Below are 14338 nucleotides of genomic sequence, written 5' to 3' on the forward strand. Positions count from 1 at the left end.
TACTAGCTGGTTTTATTACGGATATTATTGGTAGAAAGAGAACACTAATTGTCTCAGGGTTGATATTTATAATAATCAGTAATAATGGTTTACATGTCAGATAATTATGTTGAGATCCTTTTTGCTCGTCTAGTTTAAGGTATTTCAGTAGGTTTCGTTACTGTAACTATACCACATATTTTACAGAAACAGTTCCTGGAACTATTAGGGGTATTGCTGTAACATGCTTTCATCTCTTTCTAACTGCGGAAATATTGATTTCAAACTATGTTGGTCTTTTATTCGAAGTAACAGCAAATTGGCGTGGAATGTTTTTATCAGCACTAGTTCCCCAGAAGCAATATTTTTTATTGACGCAATTTTTTATGTAAATTGCCAAGATAGCTAGTATCGGTAGGTAAAGACAAAGAAGTAGAGAGTGTGCTTAATAAAATATTTGAGAAAAATGCCGTACAACGAAAATTAACTGAAATCAAAGAAGTTATTGAAAAATCTAAACAAGAAGGTAGTATTTTAAAATCTCTAAGCTATAGACACTATTTAATTTCTATGTTAATTATTTTTTGCAATAGCAATTCTAGCACAAATGACAGGTATTAATAGTATATTACAATTCTCAGCAACAATACTCAAAGAATTCAGGTCTTGGCTCTAATTATGTTGCTATACTTGGAGATGTTACAATCACTGTAATAAACTTTTTAGTAACTTTAATAGCAGTGTTTATAGCCGATAAATTTGAGAGAAAATTTATCATCACTTTTGGCTTTTATGGTTTCATTATCACTAATAGCCACCGGTTTAGTTATGTCACTAATTAGGCTTAGTGAAACTCAAGGTTGGCTAATCCTTGCGGGAATGGTTAGCTTTATCTTTTTTTTGCTATTGGACCTGGTGCTTATATTTGGGTAATTATGTCAGAATTATTACCAGGGGCTATTAGAAGAAGTAAGGTGCTAAGTATAGCACTATTTTTGAATAGTATGGCCATCAGCATTATTAGTATCAGTATTTTTACCTATTAACAATTTCTTAGGAAATAGCAGCATGTTTTATATATGTGGTACACTACTTTAGTATATAGTTTTATTGTATTTATAATTTGTGTCAAGAACTACTAGTCGTTCCCTAGAAGATATCAAAGCAGAGTTCATGAAATAATTTTTTGATATTTTTTAGTGTTTAATATAAAAATTTTTCGATAAATATTGTATTATAAGTTAGTTCTGAACAAAAACATCAAAGATAAATACTCAAAAGACTAACTCTAACAGTTATATTATTAATTTTTTCATTTAACCTATATGCACAACAGCTAATAAATCTCGACAAAATTGCTATTCCAAACAGTTTAGCTCTTTTGCCGCCACCCCCAGCTATTGACAATATTGCTTTTATGAATGATAAAGCAATATCTCAAGTGACATTTTTATCTAAAAATAAAACCACTCAGCGCTATATTCAAGCAAAGATTGATGCTGAGTATACTATAAAAGAGATAGCAGAGAATTTTTCTGAAAGCTTTGGTCAACAAATTTCTAAAGAGAAAACACCAGTTATAATATAATCTAATAGATATAGCTAGCGAAGTTGCATCAAAGTCAGAAAGCTACGCTAAGAAAGAATATATGCGGGTAAGACCATTTGTATTTTTTGATAAAGCTACTTGTAATCCACCAGGAGAGAAAAAATTAAGAAACAATGGCTCTTATCCTTCCGGTCATACCACAGAAAGTTGGGCTGTAGCGTTATTACTTGCGGAAATAAATCCAGCAAATCAGCAGCAAATTCTAAAAAAAGGTTATGAATATGGACAAAGTAGAATAATCTGTGGTGCCCACTAGCCTAGTGATGTACAAGCAGGATATCTACTTGGTAGTGCGGTGTTTTCTGCACTAAATGCAAATGATGATTTTAGAACTTTGATAACTCAAGCAAAGAAAGAATTAAAAACCAACTAGGCTGGATTAGCTATATCTATAAATTTTGTCTCAAAGTCAAACTTTTGTTTGAGTAAATCTGCAATAGCTTTTGCACCTTCTTTTTCTGTAGCGTGATGACCTGCTGAGATATAGTTTATACCTAGCTCGTAAGCAAGATGGGTTGTCCTTTCGGAAATTTCACCTGATATAAAAGTATCAGCCCCAGCTTGGTATGCGTACTCGATAAAATCTTGAGCACTACCAGTGCAGATAGCTACTTTGTTATTTTGCTGCTTAACAGCTATTACAGTAGGTTTTCTCTCAAGTTTATTTTCTATTAAATCGCTAAAATCATTCAAATCTAATTTACACTGACCAATTACTGAAATATCTGGTTTAGATCCTGTTTCAAAAAATTCTAAGTTACTTAAGCCTAGTTTATTGGCTAGTAGGATATTGTTGCCAATTTCACTATGACCATCTAAAGGGAGATGGTAAGCAAAAAGATGTATACCATTTTTGATAAGTTTAGCTATACGCTGATATTTAATGCCAATTATTGGATAGTTTTCACCTTTCCAAAAATAGCCATGATGCACGACAATAGCATCAGCATTTTCAGTAATTGCTTGATCAATGAGTTTTTGGCATGCTGTGACGGCTGTTATAACTTTTTTGATATTTCTATCGCCTTGGACTTGTAGTCCATTAGGACAGTAATCTTTGAATTGCTCAATAGCAAAATAATTATTCAAGTAATTTTCTAATTTTTTAAAGTGCATAGCTTATGAAAATTGATGTTTATAATGATATAATCTTAGATTGTATACTTTTCGAAGAATTATTTAAAAAAATATGATTTTTGGGTGCTTATATGAATAAAACAAGTGTTGTAAAAGTTGGAAATGTTTTGATCGGTGGTGATAATCCAGTTGTTGTTCAGTCAATGACAGATACGTATACTGCTGATGTTGAAAAGACAGTTAAACAGATTTTAGTCCTACATAAAGCTGGTAGTGAAATAGTCAGAATTACAGTTAATGATGAGCCAGCTGCTGCTGCAGTTGCTGAGATTGTCAAAGAACTTACTAAGCATGACTGTCATGTGCCTTTAGTTGGTGATTTTCATTATAATGGTCATACTTTACTGAGCAAATATCCAGAGTGTGCTAAGGCTTTGGCAAAATATCGTATAAACCCAGGTAATGTTGGCTTTGGTGAGAAAAAAGATATTCGGTTCACGGAGATTATACAAATTGCAATAGCAAATGACAAACCTGTGCGTATAGGTGTCAATTGGGGAAGTTTAGATCAAGTTTTATTGGCAAGACTAATTGATGAAAATAATGTTCAAGAGAATCCACTAAGCTTACAACAGATAATACATAAGGCACTTATAACTTCAGCTTTAGAAAGCGCTAAATACGCAGAGGAGTTTGGACTAGCAAAAGATAAAATCATAATCTCATGCAAAGTAAGTGAAGTGCAAGATTTAATCGTAGTATATCAAAAGCTAACTAAAGAGTGTGATTATCCTTTACACCTGGGATTAACAGAAGCTGGTATGGGTACCAAAGGTATTGTTGCTAGTGCTGTGAGTTTAGGAATTTTATTACAACAAGGTATCGGTAATACTATTAGAGTTTCATTAACTCCAGCACCAAATGCACCGCGTACAGAAGAGGTGCGTGTATGTCGTGAGATATTACAAAACTTAGGGATTCGTACATTTACCCCAAGTGTGACATCTTGCCCTGGTTGCGGTAGGACTACTAGTTCATTCTTTAGAGAGCTTACAAGTAAAGTTAAAGATCATTTAGATGAAAAAATGCACACTTGGAAAAAGCAATATCATGGTGTAGAAGCAATGAAAGTCGCTGTAATGGGTTGTGTAGTCAATGGTCCGGGAGAGTCAAAAAATGCTGATATTGGTATAAGTCTGCCAGGTTGTGGGGAGTCACCTGTTGCACCAGTTTTTATCGATGGTAAAAAAGCGCATACCCTAAGAGGAGATAACATCTCTGAAGAGTTTATAGAAATTTTAGGAAATTATGTTAAAAATCGTTATGGTAAAAAATAGGTAAATTTTAGAAGATGTCAGTAGTTTTTGTTAATACGCCTTTTGCTAGACTTAAATTAGGTTATACAAACAATACCCAAGGCTTTAGTAAAGAAAAATATGCTAAGTTTAATCTAGCTGATAACGTTGGTGATAAATACTTAGCTGTAGAAAAAAATCGTAACTTATTTAAATCGTATCTTAATGCTGAGATAAAGTGGCTAAGACAAAACCATACTAATATTGTTAAAAGTTTCGATGAATATAATGGTGATTTTTGTGATGCTATTATCACTGATAAACCTAGGCAAGCTTGTGTAGTTTTAACAGCAGATTGTTTACCTATTATCTTATTTGATAAGAAAATGACAAAAGTTGCTGCAATCCATGCAGGTTGGCGAGGTTTATCTCAAGGTATACTAAAAGTAGCTTTGAAAGAGTTTGTTGGGCTAGAGTTAGTAGCTTGGTTTGGTCCTTGTATATCTGCTAATTTCTATGAGGTTAGCAGCGATGTTTATGATAAATTTATTGAGCAACATCAGACATTTGGTCAAGCATTTCGTTCAAAAGTAAAGATAAATATCTTTTTGATATGAAGCTAGTTGCTAGACAGATATTAAATGATAGTCATTATTTTGATATAGTTTATTCTGGTGTGTGCACTTATAGTAATAAAAGACTTTACTCTTATCGTAAAGATGGTGTCACAGGCAGACAAGCTACATTTGTATGGTTTAAGTAAGTTTTAATAGGGGATAATATGTCTGAGAAATTACAAATCTTAAGAAATTTAATGCAAGAAAAAGACTATGATTTTTATATTGTACCTTCTGTAGATGATCATAATAATGAGTATGTTCCTAAGTGTTGGCAGTACCGTGCTTGGATAAGTGGATTTGATGGTTCAGCTGGAGATGTTTTAGTTGGTATGGATAAAGAATATCTTTCTACTGATGGTAGGTATTTTCTCCAAGCTGAGCAACAATTAGACAAAGATGATTTCGAACTAATAAAGCAGTCAGATTTTACACCTGGAATTGTCAAGTGGCTATGGAAAAATGCTAAAGGAAAAACTATCGCTGTAGACCCAGCTAAGCTTAGTTACAAAAGTGCTTTAGAGTTGTTAGATTTTCTTAATAGCAATGATTATAATGTGGTTTTTGATCAAAATAACCTTGTGCATAAAGCTCAGCAAGAGCTTGGTCAATTAGCTGATATACCATATACAGCAATACAAGAGCATGCTATTCAATACTCTGGTAGAAGTGTTGCTTCTAAAATTGAAGAGCTAAGACATACAATTAAAGAGACAAGCTCAGATTTTTATGTGGATTCAAAATTAGATCATATAGCATGGTTATTAAACATTAGAGGTAGGGATGTTGAATGCACACCTTTAGTGATAAGTTATTTATTTGTTTCTCTAAATGAGATAATTCTATATGTTGATGATAGAAAGGTTACTCCAGAAATAAAAAAATACTTCGATAATAATCATATTCAAATTAGGGATTATTATCAATTTTACCAAGATTTAGAATCAACTACAGGTAAGTATTTATTAGATGGCACTAATATCAACTATAAAGTTACACAAAGTATCAATCAAAATCAAAATAGTAGCTGCTATTTCTTAATGGTCGACTCTCCAGTAGGTCTGAGCAAAGCTCTAAAAAATCCTGTTTAAATTAACGGTGCAAAAGAAGCTCATCGTAAAGATGCTGTAGCATTTATATCATGGTGGTATTGGATCGAGAATAACTATCAAGGAGTTGATGAGATTCAAGCTGCAGCTAAGCTAAGAGAATTTCGTGCACAACAACAAGGCTACGTTGAAGATAGTTTTTCGTACATAGTAGGTCATGCAGCAAATAGCGCAATTATTCATTATATGGCAAAAAAAGATGTTAATTTGAAAAAGATTGATGACCAAACACCTCTTTTATGTGATTCTGGAGGACAGTATAGAGAGGGGACTACAGATATGACTAGAGTACTTCACTTTGGTAAACCATCAAAAGAACACAGAAGGTACTATACTTTAGTTCTAAAAGGTCATTTAGGACTTGGTAGAGCAGTATTTCCTAAAGGTACTACAGGATCACAGCTTGATTTTTAGCACGCGAGTATTTATGGCATTTCTGTGCAGATTATGCGCATGGAACAGGTCATGGAGTAGGAAGTTTCTTAGGAGTACATGAAGGACCACAAAGAATAAATTCAGCCTCAAAAGTTGAGCTAATGTCTGGGATGATTTTAAGTAATGAACCAGGAGCATATTTCCCAGATGAGTTTGGTATCAGAATAGAAAACTTATACTATGTGAAACAGTGTAATCAAGAGTCGCCTACAGGTCATGGACCATTTTACTGTTTTGAAGATCTGACTTTGGTACCTTATGAATACAAACTAATTGAAACTTGGATGCTAACTTATACTGAAAAGAAAACTATAAATAATTACTATAGTAGAATTAGAAAAGAGGTATTACCTTTGATAAATGATCCACAAGTTAGAGAATTTTTATTATTCAAAACAAGACATATAAAATAGTCAAAATACTATTATCTTTATCAGTTAAACAATAGGGTAATTTTTAGGTATGAAAAGCTAATAGCTTTTAATATTTTGAAAATAAACAAAAAAGTATTTAAACATGACAAAAAAAACACCAAAAGATACTAAAAGGCAAACGACTAAGAAGCTGATAAGTTTTAAAATATTTGTACTACTAGCTTTGACTATAGGTAGTGGCCTCTCTGGTATCTTTTTTGATAAATTTGACTTAAAAGAAAAGTTTATAAACTTTAGACATTCAGCATATAACTATTTCACTAGTGAGCCAATAAAGCACTATACTGCCAAAGATAACGAGAATATTATTGCTAGATTTTTTTCACAAAGTGATGAGACGAAAAAGCAACAGCAACAATCAAATGAATTTGATAATCTTAAGCAGTATCCACCAGTTAGAACTCTACCAGCAGTTACTGATTATTGTCATAGTTTTCTAGCTTATGGTAATCCTAGTTATGGTGTAACTGAAGGTTTAGGACAGGCAAATCTTTATCTATGTCGTGATGGTTATGTTGTAGGTTATAATTATCAAACCAAAGAGGCAAGCTGGGTAGCATTTAAGTTGACAAAATCAAAAGTAGCCAATCATCTTAAACGTGATGATAAATTCAAAGAAGACAATGATGTACTATTTGTCTATAGAGCGACATTAGATGATTATTCTCATTCCGGTTATGACAGAGGGCATTTAGCTTCGTATGCATCTATGGATTTTAGCAAGAAATCTGCAGATCAGTCATTCTTGTTATCAAATATGTTACCACAAAAAGTAGGGCTAAATAGGCAAGGATGGGAAAGACTTGAGACAGATGAGCGAATCTGGGCAAGTATGTATAATAGTATATATGTCTATACAGGACCAATATACGAAAAACAAAAAATTCATAAAACTATAGGTGATAATAAGATAGCTGTACCTGGTTATTTCTTTAAGATAATTTATGTACCTTCTAATAATAAGGCAATAGCTTTTGTAATGCCAAACGCAAGGGTTGATAAAACTAAGATTGCTAACTATAGAGTATCAATAAAAGATATCCAAGAGCGTACAGGATTGAAGTTTTTGACTAATATTCCAGATCGAGATTTTGTGATAAATAATGTCTCCTCAATGTGGCGTACTGCTTATTTATAACTGTTGGTTAGATCATTAGTTATCAACTTAGTAGCTTGCTGAATAATTTCTTCATTTTTGTGCATTTTTATCATTGGGATTTGGATATAAAATTCCTAGTGCAATAGGTTGCTGATTTTTAGACCATATAATAGCTACATCATTAGTCGCTGCATATTAACCGTTCCAGTTTTATCACCAATTATCTAATTTTTAGGCGTACCGAAAGTTATTTTATTTGCACCAGTATTGTTATCTTGTAGATACTTTATAAAAATATCTTTATGTTTTTTATTTAGAATATCACCAAATGCTAGTTTATAAATATCTTTAATAATAGCTTTTGGAGTTGTTTTATGTTATATCACTATCTCTTAGCTGAGTGTAATTAACTTCTGGTTCATCAGCTGCGATTATAGTCTCGTTATCACCTAATTTTTTTATAAATTTATTTAAGTTTTGTAAACCACCTAGTTGTCTAACTAAGATATTAGCAGCAGGATTATCACTTAAAATAACAGCATAACTAAGTTGCGAAATGGTTAATCTCTTCACATTTTTAGCAGTGATAGGTGCATAGCCAAATGTACCAATATCATTTTTTGATATTAGAATCTTTTTTCTAAGAAGCCTTGATTATGCATATAATAATCTAAAACTGCACCAACTAATAAAAACTTGAAAACACTACAAATAAGGAAGTGATAGTTTTGATTATATATTTATTATTTAGACTTAAATTATATAACAAATTACTTAAATCTTAAGACTATAATTTTTATATCAGTAATTGTGAAATTATTTAAAAAGCCTAGTGAGTCTGCTACAATAAATTTAGGAAATGCTATAGTATAAGAAACAAAATATTTATTAAAAAAATTTTATGCAATTACCAATATCTCAAAGCTTAAAATATCGTTTAATTTCCCGAAGTGATCAAGATAAGAAATTATGTACATACCTGGATACTAATCCTAAAAATAGAGAGTTTTTTCCAAACGGAGCTTTAACTGAAAAAGATATTTCAGCAATGTTAGAAAGATTTGTTGTAGGCTACGAAAAATATCAGGTTCCGGTTTTTTGATATTTGATAAAAATGATAATTTCATAGCTAGGGCAGGTTTTGCTTATGCACAAGAAATAGATGTTATTGAAATTGGTTATGTAATTGATCATAAATATTGGGGTAAAGGTTATGCTACAGAGATAGTTACGAATCTACTTAATTGGGCAGAAAATAATTTAGAACATAAGGAAATTTTTGCTTTTACTCTAGTAGCATTTAGCATCTATAAAAGTAATGCAGAAGGCACAAATGGAGTTTATAGATATAAGAGTGCTTAAAGGTGTTGAATGTGTTGTATATAGAGAATTATTATAAATTATTTTGAGTATTTCTCTTTTATAATTAGTCCAATCGCTATACTAAATATCAATAATAACCAAACTAGCAACATACCAACACTCATCCAAATAGTACGATAATCATTTAGATATATAGTTTGCTTAAGTGTGGCACGAGTATCTTTAGGTAGCTCTTTAATTATTTTCCCATTAGGTTCAATAACAGCGGTGATACCATTACTAGTAGTTGTAAGAACATATTTAGCATTTTCTATTGCTCTGACTTGAGATATTTGTAGTTGTTGCTCACGAGCGATTGAGTCACCAAACCAAGAGTCATCACTAATGATAGAAATAAGCTTAGCACCTTGTAGCTGATCACGGACCTGCTCAGGATATGTAACTTCATAGCAGATAAAATTAGCTAGAGGTTGACCAAAAGCTGTCATAATTGGTTGAATCTTGTCACCAGCATTGAAGCTACTTAAACCGACACTATCAACATAGCCAAAAAATTTGATTGGGAAATATTCACCAAATGGAACTAGGTGATGTTTATTATATACCCCTTGACCATTACCAATAATAATCGAACTATTGTAAATTTTAGCTCTAGATGCTGTTTGATCAATACTTAGTGAGCCAATAAGCATAGCATTATTATTTTTATCAACTAGCTCTTTAAGATTACTAAAATATGAGCTCATATACTGTCTATAATTAGGAATCGCATTTTCAGAGAGAATTATTAATGAGTTTTTATATTCAGCTGCGGCTTGTTGATAGTATTTTTGCATCCTAGCAAAATTATCAGGATTCCACTTAAATCCTTGGACAAAATTTCCTTGGATTAATACCACCTTTTGAGGTTGTTTTGTTTGAGTCTCAGGCTGGCAATATTTGATAGTGACACCACCTATATATAAAGAAGTTATGATAAAGATTACACTAACTGTTTTCTTCAAAGTAGTTTTATTACAAATATAGAAAGTTATCAAACATGCAATAAAAGTAATAATATAACTAACTAAATAAACACCACCAATATTAACATACCATATTAGAGGCGATTCAGTCTGTGAATAGCCTAATGATACCCATGGAAAGCCACCCCAGAGTAGATTAGCTTTAACTATTTCAAAAAGTGTCCACAAAGCAGAGTAGATTAGTAGTTTGGCAAAATTATTGGCTTTGCACGTGAGGATATAGCTAAATGTACCAAAAGGTATTATATGTAAGAAATTTGACAAGATTACCAAAGCAATTGCTGCAGATAAACCAGCAGCGATTGATTCAGTAAATAAATGTATACTTATATATACCCACGATATACTAGTGCCAAAGAAACCAATCCCAAATAATACTGCGGTAAAAAATGCACTGCGAATTTTAGTTGCTTTATTTAGCTGATAGAAAAAAAGTACTAAAGATACTAATGCTAGTATATCAATACGGAAAGGTGCAAAAGCTAAATTAAGTATAGCACCACTTAATAGCGGCGGAATTATTCTAAATATTAACTTTTTCATTATTTCTTAAACTTTTCAACTAAAATGTTAATAATTTTTCTATTATTAGCCTCTTGTACTGTAAATATCAAGCCATGAACGACGATGATATCACCCTTTTGAGGTAAACACTCTAAAGTTTGAATAATCATCCCAGCAATAGTATCATAATCGCTATTATCATCTATTGATGTACTAAAATATTCATTGAAGTCTTCTATTGTAGTTGTAGCATCTAATATAAACTTATTATCTGCCACTTTAACTATGTTTTGGCTAGTAATATCAAATTCATCTTCAATATCACCAACAATTTCTTCTAAAACATCCTCAATAGTAATTAATCCAGAAATAACACCATATTCATCAACAACTATGGCAATATGATTTTGACTATTTTTGAAATCTCTAAGCATTGCATTAAGTTTTTTAGTCTCTGGGATAAAGATAGCAGGACGCAGAATATTTTTGATATCTTCGGCTTTTAGTTCTTCATCATCAGCTGATTCAATTTCTTTTTCAAAGATTAGTTTTAGCAGGTCTTTTGAGTGTAAAATTCCTAACACTTCAGATTTGTTTTCACAGTAGACAGGCAAGCGTGTATGACTAGAGTTTATTGTTTTTTTTAAGATTTCCCTAATAGACATAGACATATCTAAAGCAATAATTTTTGTATGCGATATCATAATGTCACCAACATTTAGTGATGATATTTTCATCGCACCTATTAGCATATTCTGTGATGTTTTATCAATGACCTCATTAGCTGTAGCTCTATTGATAGCATTAATAAGAGCATCTTCACTTTTTATATTAAAAATGCTTGAGGTAAGTCTTTTTATAAAAGGATTACTGTCTGCCATTTTGTTTCTCTTGTTCAATATATGGATTAGCTATTCCTAGCTGTGCTAGTAGTTGTATTTCTAAATTCTCCATTACTTCGGCTTCTTGATCATCTTGGTGATCATAACTAAGCAAGTGTAACAAACCATGGATAAAAATATGCTGCCAATGATCATTAAGTTTCTTGTTTTGCTCTTTGGCTTCTTTCTCTATTACCATTGGTGCTATGATAATGTCACCTAAGAAATCAGCAGCAATATCATCAGGTAAGCCTTGAGGCTTCTCAAATTCAAAAGAGATAATATTTGTTGGCTTATCTTTATTACGGAACTGTTTATTTATCTGCTGAATTTCATCATTCGAGACAATACTTACATTCACTTCAGCATGGCTGATATGATGTTTATCTGCTACAAGTTGTAGGCATTTTAGCAGTAAATCTTGGCTAGGTATGGGATATTCGTCATCATTGATGACATTTATATTTAGACTATCCATTTTTAGTTTTCTCTTCATGCTTATCGTAAGCATTAACTATTTTCCGAACTACTTGATGGCGGACAATATCAACTAATTTCAAGTAGCTAATAGCTACACCTTCGATATCATTAAGGATTGATAATGCATGGCTTAATCCTGATGTGACATTTTTTGGTAAATCTATTTGGGTGATATCGTCTGTTATAACGGCTGTAGTATTAAAACCAATTCTTGTTAAGAACATTTTCATTTGCTCTTTTGTGGTATTTTGGCTCTCGTCAAGGACGATAAAAGAGTCATTAATCGTTCTACCACACATATATGCCAGCGGAGCAATCTCAATAGCTTGCTTTTCTATTAGCTTGGTGACTTTTTCTACTCCCATAAAATCAAACAAAGCATCATACATTGGGCGTAGATATGGATCAATCTTTTGGGTTAGATCACCTGGTAAAAAGCCAAGTTTCTCACCAGCTTCAACAGCAGGTCGTATTAGTACAATTCTTCTAACTTCACCTTTCTCATGAGCTGCTACAGCACAAGCAATTGCTATGTAGGTTTTACCTGTACCAGCAGGACCAATACCAAATGTGACAAAGTTATTTTTAATATTTTCTAAATATATTGCTTGGTTGTGTGTACGCGCTTTGAGCTTTTTGCTTCTTAGTTGAACTTCAGCTTCTTCAACTTTTTTGCGTGACTTAGCAGTGGCAGTGGCTTTATCTTTGGCAGCAGCATTGAGGATAGTTGTAATCTGCTCTAAATCAAATTCAGTATTACCAGCTAAAATCTCAGCATAGTAAGATTTGATAAATCTTTTTGCTTGGGTATTATTAGCGCTTGAATCACTAGTAATCTCAAACTCATCAGCACGATACCTAATCTCAACATCAAAATAATTTTCGATAGCATGAATATTTTCATCAAGATTGCCACAAAGTAGCATCATCGCATCGTATTTATAAGGTTCAAGAACAAATTGAGCTTTATTCATAGATTAAATAAGTTCTCCCTCTTAGAGAGTTTGGTAGGCTTTCAGTTATTTTAACCATAGCGAACTGACCAATCAAAGATTTATCAGCCTTAAAGTTTACAACTCTGTTATTTTCTGTTCTTCCAGCAAGGATATTATGATCTTTTTTAGATGTTCCTTCGACTAGAATTCTCTGGTTAGTGCCAACCATTTGTCTAGAGATTATTTGAGCATTACTATTTAGCAAATCCTGTAGTCGCTTAAGACGATATTTTTTGACTTCCATAGGAGTGTCATCTGGTAAATCAGCAGCTGGAGTACCAGGGCGCTTGCTATAGATAAAGCTAAATGATTGGTCAAAGTTGATTTCTTTTACTAAATTTAGTAGTTTTTGGAAATCTTCTTCTGTCTCACCAGGAAAACCAACAATAAAATCAGATGAAATTGTAATATCAGGGCGAATTGCTCTTAATTTTTTAATTTTTTGTTTAAACTCTAAGATAGTATGGTTTCTTTTCATATTGATAAGAATTCTATCTGAACCATGTTGAACTGGTAAATGTAAGTGGTTAGCAAGTTCTGGTACAGTTGCATAAGCATCGATCAAGTTTTGTGAAAACTCAACTGGATGTGAAGTAGTAAATCTAATTCTTTCAATACCATCTATCTCGGCGATGAAGTGGATTAGCAAAGCAAGGTCTGCTATTTGACCATTCTCCATTGGACCTAAGTAGTGGTTGACATTCTGTCCAAGTAAGGTGATTTCTTTCACGCCTTGTTCTGCTAAGATAGCACATTCTGCTAAGACATCTTCAAATAATCTATTTACTTCTGGGCCGCGGGTATATGGTACTACACAGTATGAGCAGTATTTATCACAACCTTCCATAATAGATACATACGCCTTAGCACCTTCAGCTTTTGGCTCTGGTAGATAGTCAAATTTTTCAACCTCAGGAAATGATATATCAACTTGAGATTGTTGAGTTTTTTGTTTTTGCTTAATCATCTCTGGAAGTCTATGAATAGTTTGCGGACCAAAGACTAGATCAACAAAAGGCGCTCTTTTGATAATATTTTCACCTTCTTGTGAAGCAACACAACCACCGACACCGATTATTAGATCTTCGTTAGTTTTTTTTAGACCTTTCCATCTTCCAAGCTCATGGAATACTTTTTCTTGAGCCTTTTCTCTAATAGAGCAAGTATTAATTAAGATGATATCTGCATCTTTATAATCATCTGTTTTTACAGTATGAAAATACTCATTTAGAACTTCATGCATTCTAGTAGAGTCATATTCATTCATTTGGCAACCCAAAGTTTTTATGAAAACTTTTTTTGTTCTTTCATTTAATCGAACCCCCTTTATTTTTGTATTGTAGTATAGTTAAAGTGCTATTAATTAATATCAAAATACACATAACTGATCTATGCTAATCTTGGCACGATTTCATTAAAGTTATATTTTAAAACTCTTACTTTGGGATATAAGAGGTTATTTTAAGCCCCAAAATT

At 32.4% G+C, this 14338-nt stretch carries 14 protein-coding genes and 3 pseudogenes; 10 read left to right on the forward strand and 7 right to left on the reverse strand.

Annotated features, from left to right (window positions below):
• The first annotated feature begins 212 nt into the window (after positions 1-212).
• The 4 genes from C9379_RS00815 (at position 213) to C9379_RS00830 (ending at position 1844) form a co-directional block, all read left to right on the forward strand.
• Positions 213-371 (forward strand): hypothetical protein, encoded by a 159-nt coding sequence (locus C9379_RS00815; RefSeq protein WP_343377519.1) that lies wholly within the window; start codon positions 213-215, stop codon positions 369-371.
• A gap of 543 nt (positions 372-914) precedes the next feature.
• Positions 915-1025 carry a hypothetical protein gene (locus C9379_RS00820; protein ID WP_143385105.1) on the forward strand — a complete coding sequence of 37 codons (111 nt, stop codon included), beginning with the start codon at positions 915-917 and terminating at the stop codon, positions 1023-1025.
• Positions 1026-1360: 335 nt separating this feature from the next.
• On the forward strand, positions 1361-1567 hold the full coding sequence (locus C9379_RS00825; protein ID WP_143385104.1) for a hypothetical protein: 207 nt from the start codon (positions 1361-1363) through the stop codon (positions 1565-1567).
• Between the two features lie 10 nt (positions 1568-1577).
• Positions 1578-1844, forward strand: a complete 267-nt coding sequence (locus C9379_RS00830; RefSeq protein ID WP_343377520.1) for a phosphatase PAP2 family protein — start codon at positions 1578-1580, stop codon at positions 1842-1844.
• 113 nt (positions 1845-1957) lie between these two features.
• On the opposite strand, the gene C9379_RS00835 is transcribed toward C9379_RS00830, so the two are convergent.
• Positions 1958-2704, reverse strand: a complete 747-nt coding sequence (locus tag C9379_RS00835; RefSeq protein ID WP_143385102.1) for a Nif3-like dinuclear metal center hexameric protein — start codon at positions 2702-2704, stop codon at positions 1958-1960.
• 92 nt (positions 2705-2796) lie between these two features.
• On the opposite strand from C9379_RS00835, the gene ispG reads away from it, so the two are divergent.
• From ispG to C9379_RS00855, 4 genes and pseudogenes are all read left to right on the forward strand, one after another.
• Positions 2797-4002, forward strand: a complete 1206-nt coding sequence (ispG, locus tag C9379_RS00840; RefSeq protein WP_318263391.1) for a flavodoxin-dependent (E)-4-hydroxy-3-methylbut-2-enyl-diphosphate synthase — start codon at positions 2797-2799, stop codon at positions 4000-4002.
• Between the two features lie 14 nt (positions 4003-4016).
• A pseudogene (pgeF, locus tag C9379_RS00845) lies at positions 4017-4723 on the forward strand (peptidoglycan editing factor PgeF).
• An 18-nt stretch (positions 4724-4741) separates the two neighbouring features.
• Positions 4742-6534 (forward strand): annotated as a pseudogene (locus C9379_RS00850) (M24 family metallopeptidase).
• A 103-nt stretch (positions 6535-6637) separates the two neighbouring features.
• Positions 6638-7693, forward strand: a complete 1056-nt coding sequence (locus C9379_RS00855) for a DNA/RNA non-specific endonuclease (protein ID WP_143385100.1) — start codon at positions 6638-6640, stop codon at positions 7691-7693.
• Here the strand turns inward: C9379_RS00855 and C9379_RS00860 are convergent.
• Positions 7684-8391 (reverse strand): annotated as a pseudogene (locus tag C9379_RS00860) (serine hydrolase); the annotation flags it as partial. The gene C9379_RS00855 and the pseudogene C9379_RS00860 overlap by 10 nt on opposite strands.
• Positions 8392-8555: 164 nt before the next feature.
• Here C9379_RS00860 and C9379_RS00865 point away from each other — a divergent pair.
• The gene (locus tag C9379_RS00865; RefSeq protein ID WP_143385099.1) at positions 8556-8756 is read left to right on the forward strand and encodes a hypothetical protein; all 201 of its coding nucleotides are present in this window, start codon (positions 8556-8558) and stop codon (positions 8754-8756) included.
• Entirely contained in the window at positions 8753-9016 is a 264-nt protein-coding gene (locus C9379_RS00870; protein WP_318263390.1) for a GNAT family N-acetyltransferase, read from the forward strand. Before C9379_RS00865 ends, C9379_RS00870 begins: the two co-directional genes overlap by 4 nt.
• A gap of 38 nt (positions 9017-9054) precedes the next feature.
• Here the strand turns inward: C9379_RS00870 and lnt are convergent, their stop codons facing one another.
• From lnt to miaB, 5 genes are read right to left on the reverse strand one after another with little or no spacing between them, the layout of a single operon-like run.
• A complete protein-coding gene (gene lnt, locus C9379_RS00875; protein WP_143385097.1) occupies positions 9055-10545 on the reverse strand; it encodes an apolipoprotein N-acyltransferase in 1491 nt (496 codons plus the stop codon).
• Positions 10545-11387 carry a CorC family transporter gene (locus C9379_RS00880; RefSeq protein WP_318263389.1) on the reverse strand — a complete coding sequence of 281 codons (843 nt, stop codon included), beginning with the start codon at positions 11385-11387 and terminating at the stop codon, positions 10545-10547. The genes lnt and C9379_RS00880 overlap by 1 nt, the downstream gene beginning before the upstream one ends.
• A complete protein-coding gene (ybeY, locus tag C9379_RS00885; protein ID WP_318263388.1) occupies positions 11374-11865 on the reverse strand; it encodes an rRNA maturation RNase YbeY in 492 nt (163 codons plus the stop codon). The genes C9379_RS00880 and ybeY overlap by 14 nt, the downstream gene beginning before the upstream one ends.
• Entirely contained in the window at positions 11858-12841 is a 984-nt protein-coding gene (locus C9379_RS00890; protein ID WP_143385094.1) for a PhoH family protein, read from the reverse strand. Before C9379_RS00890 ends, ybeY begins: the two co-directional genes overlap by 8 nt.
• The gene (miaB, locus tag C9379_RS00895; RefSeq protein ID WP_143385093.1) at positions 12834-14192 is read right to left on the reverse strand and encodes a tRNA (N6-isopentenyl adenosine(37)-C2)-methylthiotransferase MiaB; all 1359 of its coding nucleotides are present in this window, start codon (positions 14190-14192) and stop codon (positions 12834-12836) included. The genes C9379_RS00890 and miaB overlap by 8 nt, the downstream gene beginning before the upstream one ends.
• Positions 14193-14338: the final 146 nt, after the last annotated feature.

The organism is Francisella-like endosymbiont (assembly GCF_003069505.1).
Classification (GTDB): Bacteria; Pseudomonadota; Gammaproteobacteria; order Francisellales; family Francisellaceae; genus Francisella.